The sequence below is a fragment of the Microcystis aeruginosa NIES-2549 genome (genome assembly GCF_000981785.2).
GTDB classification, from domain to species: domain Bacteria; phylum Cyanobacteriota; class Cyanobacteriia; order Cyanobacteriales; family Microcystaceae; genus Microcystis; species Microcystis aeruginosa_C.
In genome coordinates, this window is record NZ_CP011304.1 from 1,323,932 (window position 1) to 1,347,194 (window position 23,263).

Sequence of the window (23,263 nt, forward strand, 5' to 3'; positions counted from 1 at the left end):
AAGGATTATGGCCGAAATTCTCGGATCGCTTGCCAAACCCTTAATGCCTCTGCCACCGTCCATGCTTGGGCAAAAGCTCCCCTAGGGGTAAAAGGGGCATTACCATCGAAAATTTCGCTTAAATTACCGATACAGCTATCCCAAATATGATCGATCATCGGTGTTAAAAAACTCTCAGCTAGGATGGGATCGCGATAGACTTTCAGATGGGCCTCGATAAATGCCCCTAATAACCATCCCCAGACTGTCCCCTGATGGTAAGCACTATCTCTTTTTAAGCGATCGCCACTGTAAACGCCACGGTAATCAGGATGATCGGCAGTTAGCGATCGCAAACCGCGAGAAGTCAACAATTTTACAGTACAAATATCGACAATGGCCTTTTTCTGTGGGGAATTTAATAACTCCTCCACCGACAAAGACACGGCAAAAAGTTGATTCGGTCGTAAACTGGCATCATTGCCCTTGTCCGTATCTAAAACATCGTAACAATACCCCAGAGAATCATCCCAGAAGCGAGAAAACCCTTTTAAGGTCATTTTTCTCATTTTTTCGTAATCAGTGGCATCCATGCCCAAATAATGGGCAAATTGAACCATTATTTTTAGGGCATTGAACCAAAGGGCATTAATTTCTACGGGTTTGCCGATGCGGGGAGTAATCACCAGATCATCAACTTTGGCATCCATCCAAGTCAATTGTACTCCCGCTTCGCCGGCATAGATCAAACCATCGTCATCTAGGTGAATATTGTAGCGAGTACCGCGACGAAACCAAGCGATCACTTCCGTTAAAGCGGGATAAATAGTTCTGAGAAACTCAAAATCTTGGCTTTGGTTAAAATAGCAACGAATGGCTTCAAAATACCAAAGAATAGCATCGACAGCGTTATATTCGGGCATTTCTCCGCCATCGGGCAGTAAATTGGGCAATAAACCCCGGTCTAGATAACGGGAAAAAGTTAGTAAAATCTGACGTGCGATCGCAGGTCGGCCTGTAGTCAAAGTTAATCCTCTTAGGGAGATCATCGTATCGCGACCCCAATCACCAAACCAAGGATAACCCGCGATGATCGTTTTGCCGTCCGGTTGATCCCGGAGAGGACGACTAACGATAAACTGGTCGGCAGCGAGGGTAAGTTGTTGAATCCATTCGGGCTGCTGGGGATTAATCAGACTATTTTCGTAGCGATAGCGAGACTCTAGAGAAGATTGACCGTCTAAATTCGGATCGGGACGGGTACTAGCGGCAATTGTCACCGATTCTCCTACTTTGAGAGTAGCCGAAAAACTAGCCCCATGGAGATGATTTTCCCGATCGATTAAACCACGATAACGTTCCACGGCCAAATCAAAGCGATAATACCAGATATGAGCGGGAAAAACCTGTCCCTGACTGATTAATAGATAAAAAGGTACAGCATGGTTATATGCAATCACTCTGACTCCTTTTTCTAGAGGACTAATATCCATTTGCCAGTTAAAACTCTGGGTATTGCCGTGAAAATCACGATAATTGACAAAAGCAGTCAGATTGAGAGTTAGGGGAGAATTGCCGCGAAGGTAGGTATAGTGAGTATAGGTGGTATTTTCTCCCTGTTCCATCCAGATACGCTTTTCTAGTAAGGCATCCCCACAGGTAAAAGTCCAGACGGGAATTGTGCCTTCCAGATGAAAACTTTCGATATTAATATAGCCTTGCGGTTCGATCGTAGCACCTAACCAGCGATTGCTGGCCAGATGATAAATTTTCTGGTTATATTGTACCGATTCATCGATTTTAGTCACAAGAAGCGTTCTTTGCGTCGGTGGAGCCAAAGCAGCGATCAAGAGGCCATGATAACAGCGAGTTAGCAATCCGGCCACAGTTCCCGCAGCAAAACCCCCAATACCATTAGTGACTAACCATTCCCGCTTTTCAGCCACCGGGAGACAATTACAGATATCTCGACCGAAACGGAGCTTGACCATGAGCTTCCCAATTCCTAGTAATTTTGTTATAATTGAAAATTGTGTCTTTATATCTATAGAGTAACTCTATCTTAAGGAGGAAAATCAGCAGTGAGTAAACGTACTTTAGAAGGAACCACGCGCAAACAAAAGCGCACTTCCGGATTTAGAGCGAGAATGCGTAGCGTCAACGGACGTAAAGTCATTAAAGCTCGTCGGAAAAGAGGGCGCTATCGTTTAAGTGTTTAGGTTATTCTGGGAACCGACTAATTTTCGTGGGACTACCCCAAATTCATCGCTTAAAACATCGACAGGATTTTCAAGCTGTCTATGGAACAGGGAAGCGTTATCACGGTTCCCACTTAACCTTAATTAGTTTAGAGGATTCTTGCCCAGATGCCCCCGGCCCCAGTCGTTTTGGTATCTCGATTAGCAAGAAAGTTAGTAAAAAAGCGGTGGTTCGTAATCGACTAAAAAGGCAAATACGAGCGGTAATTCGGCAGTTATTGCCAGAAATAGCGGCAGGATGGCGAGGGATAATCATTATCCGTCCAGGAGCGATCGAGTGCAATTATGAACATTTTTTGCGAGAATTAAAGCAGTTGTTAGTGAAGGCGAATATAATTCATGGGCATTAAAGAAGAAACTTTTTATGAAGGCGGTCCGCACATCGGCGACCTAATCATCAATATCCTGCTAGGATTTACGGTGATTTGTTTGCCTTTAACCGTTGGGGCAGTGGTACGGGCAATCTGGTTAAGATATAAGATAACCGATCGGCGGATTTCGATCACCGGGGGTTGGATGGGACGCGATCGCACAGATATTATCTATTCAGAAGTGGCAAAAGTGGCAAAAATGCCGAGAGGAATTGGTGTTTGGGGGGATATTGTCGTAACTCTCAAGGATAGAAGTCGTTTAGAAATGCGCGCGATGCCGAAATTCCGAGAAATTCATGACTATATTGCCGAAAGAGTCGCCGATAAAACCGGTCGTCCCCTAGAATCGATCATAAGTCAATAAAACAAAATAATCGATCGCCGAGATTCGATAAATTAGATTTGTTACAAGTGAACCCCCATTAAACGAGAAGACATAGATTAAACCCATGGATTTTGGAGTCGGATTTATTTCCACAAATATCATGTTGCCAATCCTAGATTTTTTCTTTCGGATTGTGCATAGTTACGGTTTCGCCATCATTGCTTTAACGCTGGTGGTGAGATTTGCCGTCTTTCCCCTCAGTGCCGGCCAGATTCGCAATATGAGAAAAATGCGAATCACTCAACCCTTAATGAAGGAAAGACAGGCAGAAATTCAACAACGCTACAAAAACGACCCGCAAAAACAACAGGAGGAAATGGGCAAATTAATGCAGGAGTTGGGCAATCCCCTAGCCGGTTGTTTACCCCTGTTATTACAAATGCCGATTCTTTTGGCTTTATTTGCGACGCTGCGGGGTTCCCCCTTCTCGGATATTAACTATACCGTCGATTTACAGGTGCTGCCGAGCGAACAAATCGCCCTCGTCCAGCGCCAACCCTATGGCACCAAACCCCAAAACGTCTATATTGACGAGTCTCTCCACTATCCCATTACCGCTTTTTTACCCCAAGGCAATAAAATCGCCCCGGGAGAACAGGTAAAAATCGACCTGCAAAACGACCAGGGCAAGTCTTTGGGCCAATTAGCCACGGAAGTACCGGAAAATAACCTAAAACCCACCTACGAGGTAGTTAAAGGTCAAGAACTGGTGCAAGTTAATGAAGACGGTTCCATCGTCGCTTTAGCCCCCGGAGATGCCAGTATTAAGGTTATCGTGCCGGGGATTGCCGCTAATACGGGTTTTCTCTTTATTGAGGCCCTGGGAAGAATTGGGGCCACCGGTCCGGATGGTGAAATTCACTGGGATATCTTGGCGATGGTGATCGCTTTCGGTATTAGTATCTATGTTAACCAAGAGTTATCCGGCGCCGGTGCGCCTTCGGGGGGAGCAGCCCAACAACAGCAAACGGTGAATAAAATCACCCCGATAATTTTTAGTATGATGTTCCTGTTTTTCCCCTTACCGGCGGGGGTATTGATGTATATCCTAACCGCGAACATCTTCCAAACTATTCAAACGGTGATTTTGATGCGGGAACCGTTACCAGAAAACCTGCAAAAATTGGTAGCGGAACAGGAAAAAACGGAAAAATCCCGCGATGCTCTCCCCTTTGAAAAACGTTCTAGCAAGAAAAAGGAAAAAACATCGTAATGAGTATATGGGAGCAAAATAGCGAGAAAGCTAAACAATGGCTGGAAAAACTGCTAAAGTTGATGGCCATGCCCGCAGATGTCCAGATTGGTGTGCAGGAATTGGGAACTGGACCTTCCTCCTGTTGGTTAATTATTGATAGCAGTCAATTGAGTCCCCAACAAGTGGAACTCCTCCTCGCTAACAAGGGTGAGGGACTGGATGCGATTCAATCCCTAGCTAATACGATTCTGAATATTGGTGTCGAGTCGGCAGAACATCAGTTCTATATTGTCGAAATCAATGGCTATCGTCAACAAAGACAGGCAGAACTTTTCGACTGGGTGAATCAAGCGGCGACGCAAGTGCGGCAAACAGGACAGGAAATAGAATTAAAAGCCCTATCTTCGGCGGAACGTCGCCAAATTCATGCCTTTTTTCAGGAAGAAAACGATTTAACCACGGAAAGTCGCGGCGTGGAACCCGATCGCAGATTAGTGATTCGTTTAAAGTAGGATCAAAGGGTGGGGTAAACCTGCCCTCTTTTTTATTTTAGCCAGATATTTCCTGTCTCGGAGTTTCTTCACCTAACGGAAGATTTTTGATTGTTGCAGGAGATTTAATAACTTAACTTCAGAGCATTTACTGGTACATCATCCCAAGATTCTACGGTTCTTAAAACTGCCACCCATCCCGCTTCTTTTTGTTCGTCCGTAAGACTGGTTAACCAACTTTGATGACAATCTTTTGCCGCTTGTTCGTCTTGACAGGCAATACAAGCTTGTACTAAACCACAGGGATCAATCTGTTCATTTACCCAAATAATCATAGTTAATAGCCCTACTTAACTTTATTATTATAATCCATCGATCGCCCACAGAGAAACTTTTGATATTGATAACCTGTTACATAATTGGAGGATAACTCTGAGAGTTGACAGTCCGATAAATCTATTGAAGAATGGAAATTAATTAACCATAATTCAAAATGGGCAGAAGATGACAGATTAAAATTTGGCTTTTGTCCTGAGTTAACTAAGATAAACTTAGGGTTTTTATCGGGAAATCTTTGGTTAAATTCCCAAGCAATCCCCATCATTTCTCCCACCTGCACCAAACTCCTATAGCTGGTGGCAATTACTAACGGATAACGGCTATTATTTTCGATAGTGGTAACTAATTTATCTGGCCGATAATACTTACGATAGCCTAAATTAAAAGTAACACTTAGGGAACTAAATAAAGCCATAATAATTACAATAATTACGATTTTTTGCTGCTGCCTTTGCCAACAATTATCTAATAAAATTGCTAGAATTAAAATTACCGAGGGAAAGTAAACAAAACTATATCTAGCTCCCCGGGTAATATCGACCGAAAGCAGATAAGTGATGACAAAGAAAATAGCAATTGAACTGAGAAAAAATGCCGAGAGAATGCCTAATTCTGGTTTATAGGAGTCTAGCCACGCTGTTTTTAATTGTGGGATAATCCAGAGAAAAAAAACGATCATTATTGCCCCAGAAATCAAGATAATTATTAAAGATTCTGATTCAACGGGGAGCAGAGAAAGCATAGTAATTAATGTTCCCAGCAATTGAAAAAAGGGGCTAATTACTGCTAAAAAACTATCATTGTCTCTCTGAATCCAACCAGTCATCTGATTGCCATAATCTTTGGGTACAAACGTGATAAACCAAATAATAATAAAGCTCAAGTTACCTAAAAAAACTAAACTTAAACGCCACCAATTAGTTATCCAAAAGTTTTTTTGTTTGATTTGATTCGATAAAATCAATAATAAAGTTATCGCTTCCGCTAGGATAGTTAAACTAAAAAAATAGTGGACTAATAACCCGATACAGTTGACAATTAACCAGAAAAAAACCAAAGTAGGGGATATTCTCTGACGGTGGATAATTTTGCCACTTGCCCTCAGAAAACAGCCTAAAGATATGAGGACAAATACAACCGCTAAAGTATAATGGCGCGCTTCTTGGGAAATAAAAACCCCATAGGGAGAAACCGCCATTAAAATCGCCGCAAGAAAAGCGATCGAGCCAGATTTAAAGACCAATTTGCTGATAAAATAAATTAAAGGAATCGAAATAACTCCCCAAAATACTGCCAGCAATCGCATTCCTTCTAAAGATACATATTCTCCCCGATCAAAGAATAATTTATTCCAGAGATAGGCGAGAATAAAATATAAAGGTGGATGATTATCCTCCTGAATAACTAACTTAATTACATCGGCAATAGTTGCCTGATGGTTGCTCTGGAGAGGTGCTAATAAAGTGGTGAGGGAAATTATTTGATTTAACGGCACTATCTGGTAATTATTGCCAACACTAAAAACCATAGTGGCAAATTCATCCGTCCAGGGAGGTTTGCTAGTTAATTGTGTTAACCTAATAACCAGTCCCAAAATTATTACTAATCCTAACCAGCAAAAATCAGACCAAGATAACCGCTCCTTGCTTCTTTGTTGTAGAGCAGAAATGACTGTAGATAAATTCAATTTAATTGTTATCTCCAAAAGATTCGATTATTTTAACTGCTTCCGATGGGGAAATATCTTGACGGCAATTAGGATAATCATACTCCTCCCGAGCAATTAATGCCCCACTGAGACGATAAAAATATTCTCCCATTTTCATCCAATCGGAATATAAATCGGGTTCGGGGAATTGTTGCCTTAATTCCGAGTCTTTGGGTGTACCATAATTAAGCCAGTATCCTTCTCCAAATAGTGGGGAATTGAGCGCTAGGGTTCCCTCTAATTCTAAACCATCATCGCCCCTGGCGTTTTCGATTCCTTCCACCAAAAAACAGCTATTCTCGGCATTTTCAAAGAGGACTGCGTATCCTTTCCTCTCTTCTGCGAGGATTTTAATCTCGCTGGCCCGAAATCCAGGAGGGATATAGTTAGGTAAAATAATCTTAGCATCTAGCGATCGCAGTTGTTGGCGTTGACTGGCGCTCAAAGTTACCGTTTCTGCTCTCAAATATTGCCCATTGTCAATAATAACAATAGATAATCCTAAAACTAAGGGCCAGAAAAATTTTATGGTCATAATCGCTGTTTCTAGGGTCATATTCTGGAGAATATGTCAGTTTTTAGGCAATTTACTGATTATTTAACCAGATTAATGACGAATATTGCCCTTTTCCTGTTCCCGATTCCCTATCTACCGATTCTAATCGACAAAAAATCATAGCTTGTCTGTGGATTCCACTTTTTTCCACTTCTGTCACCCAGAATTATGGGACTGACATCACCCCAAACCCTCTCGTATTCTAAGGTTATCGACAGGAAAGAGAGGTAACAACCATGTTAGTCAGCCACCAAAATCCAACTTTTGTCCGTAACTACTTAATCGCAGTTATCTCCGTGGTGATGATGGGTGTGGGAGTTGCCGATCTCGTCAATAATCCCTCTCGAATCGCTCAACAAAACCGTCTTGATGGTTATGGTCGCTATGTTAGCGCTGGTTTGGTTAGCGGTGCGGTCAATAATATGCGTTAATTTGCCTCTGATTCTCAATCCTGTTTAAAAGGTGTGAGTAATTATAAATTATGAATTATGAATTATGAACTGGGGAGAATAAATAAAAATAATCTCCTGAATACTGACTCCTGACTCCTGATAACTGATAACTGATAACTGATAACTGCTTAAACCCAAGAATGGAGAGCGCGTAATTGGGGCGTTTTTTTAGCTTGGTGGGTCTGCATTCTTTGTAAAACATCATCGAGAATTGTCACCGCTTCCCGGATATATTTCCCCTTATTCAGCATGACACATTCGGCCCTTTCGGCCATAGCGGCATCGGTAATCTCGGCCCGGGAAGGAATACTTTTCTGGACCAGATTTTCTAGGACTTGGGTGGCCCAAATTACCGGAATATGGGCCGCTTCGCATAACCAGAGAATTTCCTCTTGAATTTCTGCTAATCTTTGATAGCCAATTTCTACAGCCAAATCACCCCGGGCAATCATCACCCCAAAAGGTTGTTTACCGGCGGCATGGATGATTAATTCCGGCAGATTTTTCACGGCTAAAGGTGTTTCTATTTTGGCCACGATTGCTTTTTGTCGCCAAGCATCCCCCAAACGACTTTGTAACTCTAGCTGTAGTGTCTCGATATCGCTGGCTTTTTGTACAAAAGAGTAACCGATAATATCGGCATTTTCGGCAATAAAATCTAAATCTTGCCGGTCTTTTGCGGTCAAAGGATCGATATTTAAGACAGTATCGGGGAAATTTAGGCCCTTATCTGCTTTGAGTTTTTCCCCTTTCTCCCTGGCGTGGGTAATTTTTAGTAAAAGACCTTCTGGCATTATGGCAATAACTTCAGCCCCAATATGACCATCATCAATCCAAACTTTCGCCCCGACGGGAATTTGGGGAATAATCTCCGGTTGGGAACAATTAGCCTGAAAATACTGAGGATGGGCAGTATGGGGCGCTTGGGTGGTTAAGAGGAGAAAATCCCCTTGATATAGTCTGGTTTGGGACTGGGGGGCTAAAATCTGTTCTAAACGGATTTTTGGGCCCGCTAAGTCCATATAAACTTTACAGGTATGTCCATTGACTAAATTTTCGGGATTTTTGACCGCCTCGCGCAGATTTTCGAGCATTCCCTGCCACTCTTTCGGGCTATCATGGGCGCAATTAATGCGAATACAGTCCATCCCGCAACGCAGTAATTGAGCGATAAAATCGGGGTCAGTTGCCGCCTCCGTCGGCATTGTCACCATAATTCGCACCTGACGCCGGGGGGAAGGCAGACCGAAAACTTCGGCGCTATGGGAGGCTAAAAGTTGATCTCCTTGGAAAAATGCCTCTAAAGGGGGATGTTTGGGTAATAATGAGGCTTCTTGATGACAAACCGCCCCTAAAGTGGCAATTACCGCATCGAGGGTCGGTAAAACTTTCGATTCAATCCGGCCGAGGGAAGATAATCCCCAGGGCATTAAAGCTAATTGTAAATCCCGGATATCTTCTTGTCTCAGGGCGAGATAATAGGCTAAATTACGGGTGCTAGGTTGAAAATTATCCTTTTCAATCAGGTTTTTCCACTGCTGCAATTTCTCCTCTCCTTCTACTGTCACAAAATGCCGTAACCTTTGCAGATGATGGAGAAGAGTTTGGGGATAGGATAATTGTTCTCGTTTGAGTTGTTCTGAGAGAGTTAAAGACATAAAATTAAGTAAAAAGTAAAAATCGTCAATTACTAAGGCAATACTCGTCTAGAAAATGATCACTTTCGCCGCTTATATTGCTTGTGGGCGGTTATGGGGTCAGTTCTCAGGTATAATCTCTCTATTTCTATACTAAGCAAATATCCTGTCTCTAGAAGTTAATTTTTGCTGCGATTTATGGGGTTTATCTTCATGGTGAGGTGGGAAGTTTTGGTTTTCGGGGTTCGCTGGTCGGTGGTCGCTACTAGAAAAGCTAGGTTTATCGGTGAAAAACTATCGATAAGCTTCCCTGTTTTATTCCATAAAATTAAAAATAATGGCGGACATTGGTTGAATCAATTATCTTTTTTGAGCTATATTCAGGCTGTATAAAGTGATTAGTAACTACAGTATTAAGTTTTATGAAGGGAGAGAATGCTCCAGAATCGCGACTATAATGATTAAACAGATCATTCCTGTGTCGGCGAGAGCGAGAAAATATGTCTGCCACTGAATACGAAGCAATTATCGGTTTAGAAACCCACTGTCAACTCAACACCAAAAGCAAGATATTTTGTCCCTGTCCCACCAACTTCGATAGTCCCCCCAATACTAACGTCTGTCCCATCTGTTTGGGTTATCCGGGGGTATTACCCGTCCTTAACCAAGAAGTCCTGGCCAGTGCCGTTAAACTGGGATTAGCTATCGATGGTAAAATTACACCTCATAGCAAATTCGATCGCAAACAGTATTTTTATCCCGACCTGCCGAAAAATTATCAAATTTCCCAGTATGATCTCCCTATTGTCGAACAGGGTCAACTAGAAATCGAGATCGTCGATAAAAAAACCAAGGAAGTTAGCCGCAAAATTATCGGTATTACCCGTCTGCACATGGAAGAAGACGCGGGAAAACTGGTTCATGCTGGCAGCGAACGTCTCTCCGGTTCCACCCATTCCCTCGTGGATTTTAATCGTACAGGTGTACCATTATTAGAAATTGTCTCGGAACCGGATTTACGCACCGGGGCCGAAGCGGCGGAATATGCCCAAGAATTGCGGCGTTTAGTGCGTTATCTCGGCATCAGTGACGGCAATATGCAGGAAGGTTCCCTGCGCTGCGATGTCAATATTTCTGTTCGCAAAAAAGGCGCTAAAAAGTTCGGGACTAAGGTAGAAATTAAAAATATGAACTCCTTTAGTGCTATCCAAAAAGCCATAGAATACGAGATCGATCGACAAATTGAAGCGATCGAAAATGGGGAATTGATCGTACAGGAAACCCGTCTTTGGGAAGAAGCTACTCAACGGACGATTAGTATGCGGAAAAAAGAAGGTTCTAGCGATTATCGCTATTTTCCCGAACCGGATTTACCCCCCCTAGAAGTCTCCCCCGAACAGTTAAAAGCTTGGGCGGAAGAATTACCGGAATTACCCGCTCGTAAACGTCGTCGTTATGAAGAAGAATTTGGTCTTTCCGCCTACGATGCCAGGGTTTTAACCGATGATCGCACCGTGGCCGAATATTTTGAAACTGCTGTAATTGCGGGGGCAAATGCGAAATTAGTTGCTAACTGGATCAGTCAAGATATCGCCGCTTATTTGAATAATAATAAGCTGACGATCACAGAAATTGCCCTGCAAGCGTCAGACTTAGCCGAATTAGTTAAACTGATTGAAACGGGAACAATTAGTGGCAAAATTGCTAAGGAAATTTTACCCGAACTTCTCACTGAAGGCGGTTCACCGAAAGCGCTGGTGGAAAAGAAAGGATTAATACAAATTTCTGACACTTCTGCGATCGAAAAACTGATCGAGGACATTATCGCCGCCCATCCAAGCGAGTTAGAAAAATTCCGGGCGGGTAAAACCAATCTAAAGGGGTTTTTTGTTGGTCAAGTCATGAAAAAAAGCGGCGGTAAAGCCGATCCTAAATTAACTAGCCAAATCTTAGATCAAAAACTTTCTGGTTAGTTATATTCAGTGATCAGTAATCAGTAATCAGTGGGGAGCTTTTTTTCAGTGATAAGTAAACAGTAATCAGTGAACTTAAAACTCAAATCTGATAACTGGTAACTGATAACTGGTAACTGATAACTGGTAACTGATAACTGATAACTGATAACTGATAACTGAAAATGACCTCGCAATTAAAGTCTAATAGCCCAAAAATTCTCGCTGTTGTCAACGGTAAAGGTGGTGTGGGTAAAACCACAACTGCGGTCAATTTAGCGGCAATTTGGGGACAGAATCAGCGTGTTTTGCTGGTGGATGCGGATCCGCAGGGTTCCTCCACTTGGTGGGTAGAAAGAAATCAAGCGGGTATGGTATTTGATTTAGCCAAGCAAATTAATACAGAGAAATTAGGAGAATTGCGTCAAATTATCGAGTACGATCTGATCGTGATTGACACGCCACCAGCTTTGCGTTCCGAATTACTTACCGCAGTAATAGCAGAATCAGATTATTTAATTTTACCGACTCCTCCCGCACCGATGGATTTAATGGCTTTAATTGACACGGTACGGACGGCAGTTAAACCCCTAGGAATTGCCTATCGGGTTTTGTTAACAAAAGTGGATTCTCGTAGTCTTAAGGAAACTTTGGAAGCACAAAATACTTTATTAGAATTAGGTATTCCCGCCTGTCATGCTTTTGTCAGAAATTATAAGGCCCACGAAAAGGCCGTTTTAGACGGGGTTGCTATTACCAATTGGCGCGGTAAAAATGCCCAAGAAGCCAGCGCCGATTATCGTCGTGTGGCCGAAGAATTAGAACGGGATTGGTAGATTTATCGACAGGTTTTCTAAGCACAATATTTTTGCAGTAAAGAAATCACTAAACTTAGACCATCGGGCTGAACTTGAACAGTATAGGCTTCGGCTTCAATTTGTCTGCTAAAACCCTGATAATTCATAAAAAATCTTCTGGTCATTGCTGGGGGTTCTATGGCTAAATTAAGAGCTTTAACTGTTTTGCCTCCATGACAAAGTTGAGCGGCATGGACAGCTTCATGAATTAATGTTGGTCGGGCAATACCTAAGTCAAAAACCAGAGGATGAATCCAAATAATTCTAGTTTTACTATCAAATAAACCATAGGCTCCTCGCACTGGTGGCGGGGCAATTTTGACGATAAAATTGTGTTTTTCTAGAGCTTTTTGCAGCCGTAAAAAATCAGGATTCGCCGCCGCTAAATTTTCTCCTGTGGCTAATTGCATCCCTAGAAAAACAGCAGCGATTGTGTAATAAATGCCCATCGGGTGATAGTTCCTATTAAAGAAAAATCCAAATTAGCAAGAGGTTATTCATTGATGAATCGAACCATCGGGGAGAATTGTTCCCGTTAAAATTGCCCTGGTTAATTTCACCATAATACGCTTACCAAAGCCAATTTTTGCCCCGCGTAAATCCGCCGCCGACAGATCCGCCCCACTTAAATCCGCCCCGATGAGATTGGCTTCCTGTAAATTTGCGCCTTTAAGGTTCGCTTCGAGGAGATTGGCGCGAAAAAGATTAGCTTTATACAGATTAGCTTTTTCTAGGTTAACTTTGTGCAGGAAGCTATCGCTTAAGTCGGCATGGCTTAAATCTGCTCCGATGAGACTGCGACTAGAGAGATCTTTTTCTTTCAGGTTAGCCCCCTGTAAATCGGCTCCGTTTAAATCCCGATAGTGAGGGCGCCCAGTGCCATGATTGTGGACCTGATGGTTATTCTGGGAGTGGCTGTGTTGACTATGGGTTTGTTGACTATGGGTTTGTTGACTATGGGTTTGTTGACTATGGGTTTGTTGACTATGGGTTTTATGACTGTGGGTTTGTGAATTTTGGCCGGGTTGGCTAGGGTGAGGCTGATAGGGGGAGGCAGTTTTATGAGCGTGGGCGGGCTGTTTTTCAGTTTTAGGGGGGGAATTGGAGCGTTTAGGAGAATTTTGATGAATTTGCCGCAATTGTTCCCTAGCATGGTTAATTTCTTGCAGTTTAGCGGTGGCTTTTTCCAAAAGACGCTGATTATCTTTGGGAATGCGATCGGGATGCCAAATAAACACCAAATCCTTGTAGGCTTGATTGATCTCATCGAGAGATGCCCCATGATCTAACCCTAAAACTTTATAGTATCGCTCCAATTCTTTCATCATCGAAGTCCTAATACAAGGATAAAAGCACTAATGGCTACAATTTCTCTGAGTCTTGTCGGATTTTCTAGGAGAGGATTTCTTTTAGGATAATTTGACTCTGGGAGAGTTGCCATAAAATTTGAGAAAATGTCTGGTAATTAAGAAAATCTCATTTTTCTATCCTGTTTTGTGGTGTAACTGTATAGCACATAACAGCAAAATTAGCAAATTTTTGATACAAAACTTAATTTATGCTGTTGGGGATGATGAATTATGAATGATGAAGTGGGAAGTGGGGAGTGAGGAGAAAAAAGCTGCCGACCGCCTCCTGCCTCCTGACTGCTGTATGATAAAACTTGTCCCGATAGGATAAATCAAGGTTGTGAAATTTGGTCAGTGGTTGGGGTTTATCTGTTTAATAATGGCTCTCTATGTATTGTGGCAGATTCGACAGCTGTTATTATTGATTTTTATGGCGATCGTGTTTACCGTAGCCTTAAATAGATGTGTGAAAGGATTGCAGAGATTGGGGATTAAAAGGGGGTTGGCTATTTTAATTACCCTGCTGACGAGTCTAGCAATTGTGATTTTATTTTTTATAATTATTGTTCCCCCCTTTATCGAACAGTTTCAAAAATTAATTGAACTTTTACCGCAAGCTTGGGATTTAGTCCGTAATAACTCGATTCAATGGCGACAACAATTCCAATTTGATTGGTTGCCATCGCTGCCTAATTTAAGTGATTTAGTCCAGCAGTTACAACCTTTAGGAACCTTTGTTTTTAGTAACTTTTTTACTTTCTTTTCTAACTCAGTTACGGCCATTTTGCAATTATTATTCGTGCTGGTGTTAGCAATGATGATGTTAGTCAACCCCCAACCCTATCGACAAGCTTTCTTAAAATTATTTCCTAACTTCTATCGTCGTCGTGCTGAGGAAATTCTTACCCTATCGGAAGCGGGTTTGGGTAATTGGTTGTTGGGAATTGCCATTAGTTCAACTATGGTAGGATTATTCAGTGGTTTCGGTCTTTTGCTTCTACAAATTAATCTAGTTCTCGTTCATGCTATCCTAGCAGGATTGCTCAATTTTATCCCTAATATCGGACCGACTGCTAGTGTGATTTTTCCGATCCTCATTGCTGTTATCGATGCACCTTGGAAAATTGTCGCTATTCTGATTCTCTATTTTATTATCCAAAATGTCGAAAGTTATTGGCTGACACCAACTGTCATGGCTAAACAGGTATCTTTGCTACCGGCAATTACCCTAATCGCTCAAATTTTCTTCGCTCAAATGTTTGGCATCTTAGGTTTATTGTTGGCTTTACCTTTGACGGTGGTAGTAAAAACATGGTTAGATGAATTATTATTCAAAGACATTTTAGATCAATGGGATCACGGCCATAAAAAATCTTAAATAACCTCGGCAAAAGTCATGAAATTAATCATTATTACTCTCGTTATTTTATCTAATTTTTTTGCTGCTCTCCCAGCTAAGTCTGAAACGGTTCTAGAAAAAATTAAACGCACGGGATTATTAGAAGTAGCGATGAGAGAAGATGCCATTCCGTTTGGCTATCGAGATAGTAATAATAATTTGCAGGGATTATGCTTAGATTTTATCCAATTGCTCAGAGAGGAACTAAGGTATAAATTAAACCTCCAGATCATCAGTGTCAAAATTTATAAATCAACTTTATTTAATCGCTTCCAGTTATTGGAAAATAAAACCGTTGATTTCGAGTGTGGTCCTAATAGTATCAGAAAAAATATACCTGATGGTGTCAGTTTTTCCCGTCCTTTTTTTGTGACGGGAACTCAGTTTTTAGTTCGGAGTGATAATCAGAAAAATTTTAACTTTTCCTCGTCCTTAGAAGGTATAAGTATTGGAGTTTTGCGAGATACCAGCACTCAAGAATTATTAAGACAAAAATATCCTCTTGCTACCTATCAGGAATTTCAAGGAGTGACGGGAAGACTGCGGGGTATCCAAAGTTTAAGAAGGAATAGAATAGATGCTTTTGCTAGTGATGGTATTCTGCTAATTGGAGAAGCTGTCATTCTCGGTTTATCCTTAGAAAAAGATTATCAACTTATCCCGCGCAATCCTTTAAATTGTGATTATTATGGTTTCATTCTTCCCGCTAATGATCCCCAATGGCAAGAGTTTATTAATGGGGTTATCGTCACCAGTGAGAACAGAAATATTTTTAAAACATGGTTTACTGAAGTTGCTTCCTATTTTAGAGATACCTGGCAGTATTGTCGTAATAATCCCGAAAAATCCCAGTAAAACTTAACAATTATGCCTAAAAAAAATGATTTATTTTGGTTAATTGGTTGCGCGACAATAATCCTGTTTATTTGCAGTGCCACCAGACATATTTTATTTCAATCTAATGCTCTCGATCTTGGTTGGTTCGATCAAGGAGTTTACCTAATTTCTCAAGGTAAACCACCGATTATATCTTTTGTTGACTACCATATTTTAGGCGATCACATCGCTTTTATTCTCTATCCTATAGCCTTACTTTATAAAATTTATCCTAGCGTTTATTGGTTGCTTTTCTTACAAGCTTTTTCCCTTTCTCTTGGTGCTTTTCCCCTCTGGCAATTGGCAATAGAAGCGGGATTAGAAGAAAAAAAAGCTTATACATTAGCCTTAGTTTATCTGCTCTATCCCCTGATTTTTAATGTTAATCTCTTTGATTTTCATCCTGAAGTTATCGCAGTTCCAGCGATTTTTTGGACAATTTTGGCAGCAAGATTAAATAATCTCTGGGGATTTTGTCTGGGAATCATTATTATTCTCGGTTGTAAAGCAATTCTCTCTTTAACATTGTTGGGAATGGGTATCTGGTTACTTCTCTGGGAAAAGAAAAAAATCCCCGGAATAATTGCCATGATTAGCGGCATTCTTTGGTTTATTATCACCACGAAGTTATTAATTCCTCTCCTGACAGGAAAATCGGCAGTTATTGAAATGGCTGATTCTCGATATAGTTATCTAGGAGATAGTTTACCAGCAATTATCTTTAATCTTTTCCTCAAACCCGATCTTGTCTTGGGAAAAATCTTTACTGGCAATAATCTAGAATACCTAATCCTATTAATTATTCCCTTAGTTTGGGGTTTATCCTGGCGTTATTCTGCCCCAATAATTGCCGCTATTCCCGCACTCGCTTTAAATTTATTGGCAGATCATGCCCCACAAAAAAACTTAACTACTCAATATTCCCTGCCAATTTTACCCTTTTTATTTCTAGCGGTTATCGCCACTTTAGCCCATAATAGTAACTGGTTGAAGCAGCCTAAATGGATAATTACTTGGGCAATTATTGCCTTTTTTGCCTTAGCTAAATACGGCTATTTTTGGTCACTATATTTAAATTCCCTCGATACTTGGTCCGCCACCCAAAAAGCTCTAACCCAAATTACCACCAGTGAGAGTGTCTTGACTACTTCTAGAATTGCCCCCCATCTTACCCATCGAGAAATGATCAAATTAGCGATCGAAGGTTCCCAATCCCTAGATTTAAATCAATTTAATTATATTCTACTCGATCGCCGTCATCCCGGTTGGTCTAGTTCACCAGAACTAATTGATGATCACTTAAATAAACTCAATCAAAATGAGAACTTCCGGTTAATCGTTAATCAGGATGATGTGTTTTTATATCGGGCCTTGACAACCCCTCAAGGAACAAAATAATTTTTCGTTCCACCAATTCCAATAAATTTTCTTTATCGATGGGAAACCAGATAATATCAGCATCGGCACGAAACCAAGTGCGCTGACGTTTGGCAAATTGACGGGTATGGAGGATAATTAAATCGATCGCCTGTTCTAAAGAAATTTCTCCGAGGAGATATTGCTTAATTTCTGCATAACCCAAAGTCTGCAAAAGTGGCAAATCCCAACCGTATTTATCCCCCAAATTCTGCACCTCTGCTACTAATCCCCTGGCGATCATTTGATCAGTACGAACAGTGATCCGCTTGTCTAAACTTTCTGGGGAACAATCTAAACCAATTTGTAAAATCGGATAAGTGGGAGGGTTTTCTCCCTGCTGACTAGAGATAGGTTTTCCTGTCAGATAAAAAACCTCTAAAGCGCGTAAAGTCCTGACTTGATCATGGGGATGAATTTTTTTAGCAGCCTCCTCATCTACCTGCGTCAGAATTTGATAAAGATAGGATTGTCCTAAAGCTTGTAATTGCCGTCTTAAATCCGGTTGAGGGGAAACCCTCGGTATTTTTAAACCTTTGACAATGGACTTGATATAAAGTCCCGTACCACCGACCAAAAACAGGGGAGAATAGTGGAGATTGCTGATTAAATCCTCAGCTTGTTCTTGGTACTGTGCTAGGGTAAAATTATCCTGAGGATCACAAATATCAATTAGATAATGGGGAATCCTCTGACATTCTTCTAAGCTAGGTTTAGCAGTACCAATATTAAATTCTCGATAGATTTGTCGGGAATCGGCACTGAGAATTACTGAATTAAACTTTTCGGCCAATTGTAGGGCTAAACTCGATTTTCCCGTGGCAGTTGCCCCACAAATAACAATCAGAATAGGTAAAGAGGAAGTAGTCATCGATACTACATGACAGTGAACAGTAATCAGTAATCAGTGAAAAGATAGGAATATTAAGCTAAGTAGGTAGGCGTTAAAAATTATCAGACATCCCCTCATCAAGGTAGGGTTGATTCATGAATCAACCCTACTTATCAAGGGGGGATTAAGGGGGGATATATCTTCAATTTAATTATAACCACTTACTTAAGACGCATTTAAACAGGGTATTGTGAAGCTGATTAACAGCTTATCAGCAAGAAATTAAGTTTGTCATTAATTTTCGTTGAACAAAAAAAACAGCACCCATCAGGATGCTGTTTGTCAAGAAAATGTTACAAAACTTAAGCTAAAGCCGCCATTTTCACATCGTTATTAGCGAGGATATTTTGTAACTCCTCCGCGTCCACGGTTTCTTTTTCCACTAACATTTGCGCTAACTGGTCCAAGATGACGCGGTTATTGACTAAAACCTCTTTAGCGCGACGATAGGCCTGTTCCACTAGGTTACGCACTTCCTCGTCAATAGCTGCCGCAGTTTCATCGGAGAAATCTCGATCGGAAGCGATATCACGACCTAGGAAAACATTACCATTTTGACGACCTAAGGCCACTGGACCCAGGCGATCGCTCATGCCGAAACGAGTTACCATTTGCCGCGCTACTCGTGCCACCTGTTGCAGGTCATTAGAAGCACCCGTAGTCACTTCCTCCTCACCGAAGATAATTTCTTCAGCTAAACGACCCCCCAAAGCTACAGCCATCTGATTTTGCAGATAAGCGCGAGAATATAACCCGGATTCCATGCGATCCTCGCTGGGAGTGAACCAAGTTAAACCCCCAGCGCGACCGCGAGGAATAATACTAATTTTTTGGACGGGATCGTAATCCGGCATTAAAGCACCCACCAAAGCATGACCAGCTTCATGGTAAGCAACTAAAGTTTTGCGTTTTTCGCTCATGACGCGATTTTTCTTCTCAGGACCGGCTAGAACACGATCGATCGCATCGTTGATCTCATCCATGGAAATCTCGGTTAAATTGCGACGTGCCGCTAAAATTGCGGCTTCGTTGAGCAAATTAGCCAGATCCGCACCGGTAAAACCGGGGGTACGACGAGCGATTTTATCGAGATCCACGTCTTGGGCCAAAGTTTTGCCTCTGGAGTGGACATTAAGGATTTCCTTACGGCCGGCGTAATCCGGACGATCCACCACCACTTGGCGATCAAAACGACCCGGACGTAATAAAGCGGCATCCAGCACATCGGGGCGGTTAGTGGCGGCGATAATGATAATACCTGTATTACCTTCAAAACCGTCCATTTCCGTTAATAATTGGTTGAGGGTTTGTTCCCGTTCATCGTTACCCCCCCCTAAACCGGCGCCCCGTTGACGACCGACAGCATCAATCTCATCGATAAAAACTATACAAGGTGCATTCGCTTTCGCTTGTTCAAATAGGTCGCGGACGCGAGAAGCACCCACCCCGACGAACATTTCCACAAATTCCGAACCGGAAATGCTAAAAAACGGGACTCCCGCTTCGCCAGCTACTGCGCGAGCGAGCAGGGTTTTACCTGTCCCCGGAGGACCGACTAAAAGGACTCCTTTGGGGATTTTTGCCCCAATTGCCGTGAAGCGATCGGCATTTTTGAGGAAGTCCACCACTTCGTTTAATTCTAATTTTGCCCCTTCAATCCCGGCCACATCACCGAAAGTAACCTGGGTTTGGGGTTCCATCTGTACTCTTGCTTTCGATTTGCCGAAGTTCATCGCTTGGGAACCGGGGCCACTTTGGGCGCGACGGAGCAAGAAAAATAGACCAACAAGAAGCAATATAGGGAAAAATAGGCTACTGAAGGCTCTTACCCATACTCCTTCTTCTCTTTGGGGCAGTACGGAAATATCAACGTTATTTTCCGCCAAGATGTTGATTAATTGCGGATCGTTGGGCAGGTTAACTAATACATTTGCTCCATCTTGGGTGGGTACGATCGCCCGTTGCCGGTCGGCACTTAAGCGCACGGTTTCTACTTTACCTTCCCGTACTTCCTGTAAAAATTCGCTATACTTCCAAGTTTGTTGCACTGTTGGCTGGCGATCGAAGAAAGCTGAGGCCAAGGCAAGGACTACGATTAACAATAGGGCATATAGTCCCGCATTGCGCCATTTTTTGTTATTACCGTTTTTGTTCACGCTGTCGAACTCCTGATAAATTGAGGATGATCTTATCGGTTGTTAAGGGGTTGTTAATTTATGTTAACGTTTCTCAGGAACAGTGGACAGGTTTTTTTTTAATATGCCCGTTCTGGTCCTCAATGGGGGTTAGCTGTTGGGGGTTGGCAGTGGGGGAGCGGGGAGCGGGGGAGAAAAAAGCTGATAACTGATAACAAGGACTGCATCCAAAACCTAATTTGTTCGGACAAGAGCTTTCATGTACTTAGTTTCTAGCCTTCTTTTTCGGGGGGAGAATTGCCAGATTCTTGACTGGGAGCCTTTTGAACCCCCCAAAAATTGATTATACAAGGGAGCTAATCAATGATAAAGTCTTGAAGCCTTTGTCAAAAATGAGCTTATTTTTTCGAGAAATTACTGCATTTTTAACATCCATTCTACCGCTCGTTCATACAGTTCTAAATTACCGGTTTTTATCAAGGCATTAGCGGCTTTTTGCAAATAGTTAAGGCTCACTACTCGACTACTAGGATTTTTATCATCGTAGGTGGCAAGCGCCAAATTATAATAAGCTTCGCCATAATTTGGCTGATAAGTAATTGCTAATTGATAATCGGTGATCGCTCCCTTCTTATCGCCTATTTTTTCCTTAACTAAACCTCGATTATAGTAAGCTTCAGCATAGTTAGACTGGAGAGAAATAGCCATATTTAAATCCTCCAAAGCACCAGCATTATCTCCCAAATCAAAGCGAATAACTCCCCGGTTATTATAGGCGATCGGATTATTGGAATTCAATCTAACTGCCCTATCTAAATCCTCTAAAGCACCTTCCTTATCCCCAGTTTGTCGTCGAATAATACCACGATTATTATAGGCGATCGGATTGGCCGATATTCTCGGTGTTACTTGTACATTATCGGGAATAGTAGCGGTATCCGTGCGTGCATTTCCCCGATTACTATACACCGTCACATCGATAGGATTAATGCTCAAAGATTGCAGATAATCTGTAATCGCTCCTTGATCATCTCCCACGTCAGCGCTACTATTACCACGACTATAGAAAATTCTCGCATCACGGACTTTTTGTAGAAATACATTATAATCCTCGATCGCTCCCTGTTTATCCCCTTTTTCAAAACGCGCATTAGCCCGTTTATGATAGCCTTCTGGATCGTTAGGATAGGCAACTATATAAGTAGTATAATCTCTTTCGGCCGCAGCAAAATTTTTCAAGGCAAAATAAGCATCTCCCCGGGCCTGAGCATGACAAGAGAGGTTATAATTAGGACGAAAATCGGTTTCTCTGGAGTCATAAAAATAATTTCTGTCGGCAGATTCTTGGATATTTTCGCTACAGACAGAGCGAGAAGTAAAACTAGGTGTATTGATCCGATCATCTTGGTCTAAGGCAATATTATAATTATCTACTGCCTCCTGATAACGCCCTAATTTATACAGCACTAATCCCCGATGATAGTGAGCGGCTGCATCATGACGATTTCGTGCCACTGCTGCAGTAAAATCCTCTAAAGCTCCTGCGTATTCTTGATATTTATTGGCCCGCATTAACCCCCGATATACATAAGCTTTTGCGTCTTGGGGTTGCAGATAAATTGCTTGGTTATAATCTTGAATTGCCCCTTGATTATTGTTGAGTCTTAGGTGAGCATAACCCCGTTTAAGAAATGCTCTAGCATGGGGAATTTTATCGTAGTTGGGATTAATACGGATGACAAGTGCTAAGTCTTTGATGGCTCCATTATAATACTCGATCGCTGTTTGATATCCTTCCGGGGAATTATTCGATAAATTGGCTAATTCTACTTCCTCGTCAGCCATTTCAATTTGTACTCTGGCACGGTTTTGATAACTGCTAGGAGCATTCTTGGCTAAAAATAGTTTGGGTGAGCATTTTAAAACGATTTTATAATCCTTAAAAGCATCTCGTTTTCTCCCTATCTTTTCTAAAGCTATGGCCCGATTATAATAGAGTTCAATTAGATCGGGTTTGTATGAAATAGCCAGGTCATAATCTTTGATGGCCGCCGCATAATTGCCTAAGTGAGAGTAAAGGTTTCCTCGATGATAATAGCCGCGATAATTTTCAGTTTCATAACCGATGAAACGCTGGTAATAATCTAAAGCCAAGGATTGATGACCGAGCAAAGAGGCAATAACTGCTAGGTTAAAGTAAACTTCGCTTTTATTGGGATTATATTTAAAGGCTTGCTGAAAATCTGATCGAGCAGCTTCTAATAATTTTAGCTGACGCTGCTCCTTGGCTATGGCTAAATTTAACACACCTCTTTGATAATAGGCTTGGGCTAGTAACTCTCGATCTTTGAATCCGGGAGCATTATAATTACTATACCAAATGTATTGACTGAAATCATCGATCGCACCGTTTCGATCGTTGATTTTTTCTCGCGCCATTCCCCGTTGAAGATAAAGTTTAATCGTACTAGGATCGCTAGGATAGACTCGCAGAGTGGCCGAATAATTAGCAATTTCTCTTTGGAGAGCATTTGTATCAACTTCTTCCCTAGAAATGACAGGACATTGCAGGTTTTCTACCGCTTTAACCGAATTAACTTCTAAACCAAATAATCCCCAAAACAACAGGGGAGAAAATAAAAATATTTTTCTAAAAAGCTTGACATTTAAACCGTTTTGTGCTAAAGGAGTCGGGATGGCTTGATCTGTCGATGTTTTAGGAATTAAGGATTGTTGTGGCATGATGATTAAAAAAATTTGTAGTAAACTCAAATCTGAATTGCATCACTATCCGATCATATTTAATAAAATACCTCAAAGGGGGTTCGATAGTCAAGACATTTTCGGGGACGATTGTTAATTGACTCCACGACTTTTTCGACTTTATACCGTTGGCTCGCCTAGACTTTTTATAGCAAATTAGTAGTTTTAATCAGCTTAAAAACTTAGATAGTATGGAATCGAATAAAGCAAAAATAGGCCCTCTTGGGTTTGCTGGGTACGAGCGAATAGAACG

General features: G+C 41.6%; 21 protein-coding genes. 11 read left to right on the top strand and 10 right to left on the bottom strand.

The genetic code is table 11. The features are described 5' to 3' along the window. Positions 1-5 precede the first annotated feature (5 nt). Complete coding sequence (locus tag myaer_RS06320; protein WP_046661445.1) at positions 6-1,970, bottom strand: amylo-alpha-1,6-glucosidase; 1,965 nt, start codon at positions 1,968-1,970, stop codon at positions 6-8. Positions 1,971-2,060: 90 nt separating this feature from the next. Between myaer_RS06320 and rpmH the strand changes: the two genes are divergently transcribed. From rpmH to myaer_RS06345, 5 genes are all read left to right on the top strand, one after another. Next, a complete protein-coding gene (gene rpmH / locus myaer_RS06325) occupies positions 2,061-2,198 on the top strand; it encodes a 50S ribosomal protein L34 (protein ID WP_002739276.1) in 138 nt (45 codons plus the stop codon). A gap of 26 nt (positions 2,199-2,224) precedes the next feature. Next, positions 2,225-2,587, top strand: coding sequence for a ribonuclease P protein component (rnpA, locus tag myaer_RS06330; protein WP_002763101.1), 363 nt, complete (start codon positions 2,225-2,227; stop codon positions 2,585-2,587). Next, positions 2,577-2,972 (top strand): PH domain-containing protein, encoded by a 396-nt coding sequence (locus myaer_RS06335; protein WP_002784373.1) that lies wholly within the window; start codon positions 2,577-2,579, stop codon positions 2,970-2,972. Before rnpA ends, myaer_RS06335 begins: the two co-directional genes overlap by 11 nt. An 85-nt stretch (positions 2,973-3,057) precedes the next feature. Then, positions 3,058-4,206 carry a membrane protein insertase YidC gene (gene yidC / locus myaer_RS06340; protein ID WP_046661446.1) on the top strand — a complete coding sequence of 383 codons (1,149 nt, stop codon included), beginning with the start codon at positions 3,058-3,060 and terminating at the stop codon, positions 4,204-4,206. After that, complete coding sequence (locus myaer_RS06345) at positions 4,206-4,700, top strand: protein jag (protein ID WP_046661447.1); 495 nt, start codon at positions 4,206-4,208, stop codon at positions 4,698-4,700. The genes yidC and myaer_RS06345 overlap by 1 nt, the downstream gene beginning before the upstream one ends. A gap of 104 nt (positions 4,701-4,804) precedes the next feature. Here myaer_RS06345 and myaer_RS06350 read toward each other — a convergent pair whose 3' ends face one another. The 3 genes from myaer_RS06350 to myaer_RS06360 are packed head-to-tail and all read right to left on the bottom strand — an operon-like array spanning position 4,805 to position 7,282. Further along, positions 4,805-5,014, bottom strand: coding sequence for a hypothetical protein (locus tag myaer_RS06350; protein ID WP_046661448.1), 210 nt, complete (start codon positions 5,012-5,014; stop codon positions 4,805-4,807). A gap of 11 nt (positions 5,015-5,025) precedes the next feature. Continuing rightward, positions 5,026-6,705, bottom strand: a complete 1,680-nt coding sequence (locus tag myaer_RS06355; RefSeq protein ID WP_046661449.1) for a glycosyltransferase family 39 protein — start codon at positions 6,703-6,705, stop codon at positions 5,026-5,028. Position 6,706: 1 nt separating this feature from the next. Further along, the gene (locus tag myaer_RS06360) at positions 6,707-7,282 is read right to left on the bottom strand and encodes a hypothetical protein (RefSeq protein WP_046661450.1); all 576 of its coding nucleotides are present in this window, start codon (positions 7,280-7,282) and stop codon (positions 6,707-6,709) included. 236 nt (positions 7,283-7,518) lie between these two features. On the opposite strand from myaer_RS06360, the gene myaer_RS06365 reads away from it, so the two are divergent. After that, a complete protein-coding gene (locus myaer_RS06365) occupies positions 7,519-7,713 on the top strand; it encodes a hypothetical protein (RefSeq protein ID WP_002738625.1) in 195 nt (64 codons plus the stop codon). 149 nt (positions 7,714-7,862) lie between these two features. Here the strand turns inward: myaer_RS06365 and myaer_RS06370 are convergent, their stop codons facing one another. After that, positions 7,863-9,392 (bottom strand): pyruvate kinase, encoded by a 1,530-nt coding sequence (locus myaer_RS06370; RefSeq protein WP_046661451.1) that lies wholly within the window; start codon positions 9,390-9,392, stop codon positions 7,863-7,865. 479 nt (positions 9,393-9,871) lie between these two features. Between myaer_RS06370 and gatB the strand changes: the two genes are divergently transcribed. Beyond that, positions 9,872-11,344 (top strand): Asp-tRNA(Asn)/Glu-tRNA(Gln) amidotransferase subunit GatB, encoded by a 1,473-nt coding sequence (gene gatB / locus myaer_RS06375; RefSeq protein ID WP_046661452.1) that lies wholly within the window; start codon positions 9,872-9,874, stop codon positions 11,342-11,344. Positions 11,345-11,508: 164 nt separating this feature from the next. Continuing rightward, a complete protein-coding gene (locus myaer_RS06380) occupies positions 11,509-12,159 on the top strand; it encodes a ParA family protein (RefSeq protein WP_002777994.1) in 651 nt (216 codons plus the stop codon). Positions 12,160-12,176: 17 nt separating this feature from the next. On the opposite strand, the gene myaer_RS06385 is transcribed toward myaer_RS06380, so the two are convergent. Both myaer_RS06385 and myaer_RS06390 read right to left on the bottom strand, forming a co-directional pair. Further along, complete coding sequence (locus myaer_RS06385; protein ID WP_046661453.1) at positions 12,177-12,629, bottom strand: hypothetical protein; 453 nt, start codon at positions 12,627-12,629, stop codon at positions 12,177-12,179. 48 nt (positions 12,630-12,677) lie between these two features. Further along, positions 12,678-13,505, bottom strand: coding sequence for a pentapeptide repeat-containing protein (locus tag myaer_RS06390; RefSeq protein WP_046661455.1), 828 nt, complete (start codon positions 13,503-13,505; stop codon positions 12,678-12,680). 364 nt (positions 13,506-13,869) lie between these two features. Between myaer_RS06390 and myaer_RS06395 the strand changes: the two genes are divergently transcribed. Genes myaer_RS06395 through myaer_RS06405 form a run of 3 tightly spaced genes read left to right on the top strand, consistent with a single transcriptional unit; the run spans position 13,870 to position 17,202 of the window. Continuing rightward, positions 13,870-14,907, top strand: a complete 1,038-nt coding sequence (locus myaer_RS06395; protein WP_046661456.1) for an AI-2E family transporter — start codon at positions 13,870-13,872, stop codon at positions 14,905-14,907. Positions 14,908-14,925: 18 nt separating this feature from the next. Next, positions 14,926-15,783 carry an amino acid ABC transporter substrate-binding protein gene (locus myaer_RS06400; protein ID WP_046661457.1) on the top strand — a complete coding sequence of 286 codons (858 nt, stop codon included), beginning with the start codon at positions 14,926-14,928 and terminating at the stop codon, positions 15,781-15,783. A gap of 12 nt (positions 15,784-15,795) precedes the next feature. Beyond that, positions 15,796-17,202, top strand: a complete 1,407-nt coding sequence (locus myaer_RS06405) for a DUF2079 domain-containing protein (protein WP_046661458.1) — start codon at positions 15,796-15,798, stop codon at positions 17,200-17,202. Here the strand turns inward: myaer_RS06405 and miaA are convergent. The 3 genes from miaA to myaer_RS06420 form a co-directional block, all read right to left on the bottom strand. Further along, entirely contained in the window at positions 17,144-18,091 is a 948-nt protein-coding gene (gene miaA / locus myaer_RS06410; RefSeq protein WP_046661459.1) for a tRNA (adenosine(37)-N6)-dimethylallyltransferase MiaA, read from the bottom strand. The genes myaer_RS06405 and miaA overlap by 59 nt on opposite strands. Positions 18,092-18,414: 323 nt before the next feature. Further along, on the bottom strand, positions 18,415-20,268 hold the full coding sequence (ftsH3, locus tag myaer_RS06415; RefSeq protein WP_046661461.1) for an ATP-dependent zinc metalloprotease FtsH3: 1,854 nt from the start codon (positions 20,266-20,268) through the stop codon (positions 18,415-18,417). A gap of 393 nt (positions 20,269-20,661) precedes the next feature. Further along, positions 20,662-22,989 carry a tetratricopeptide repeat protein gene (locus tag myaer_RS06420; protein ID WP_046663621.1) on the bottom strand — a complete coding sequence of 776 codons (2,328 nt, stop codon included), beginning with the start codon at positions 22,987-22,989 and terminating at the stop codon, positions 20,662-20,664. Between the last annotated feature and the right edge of the window lie 274 nt (positions 22,990-23,263).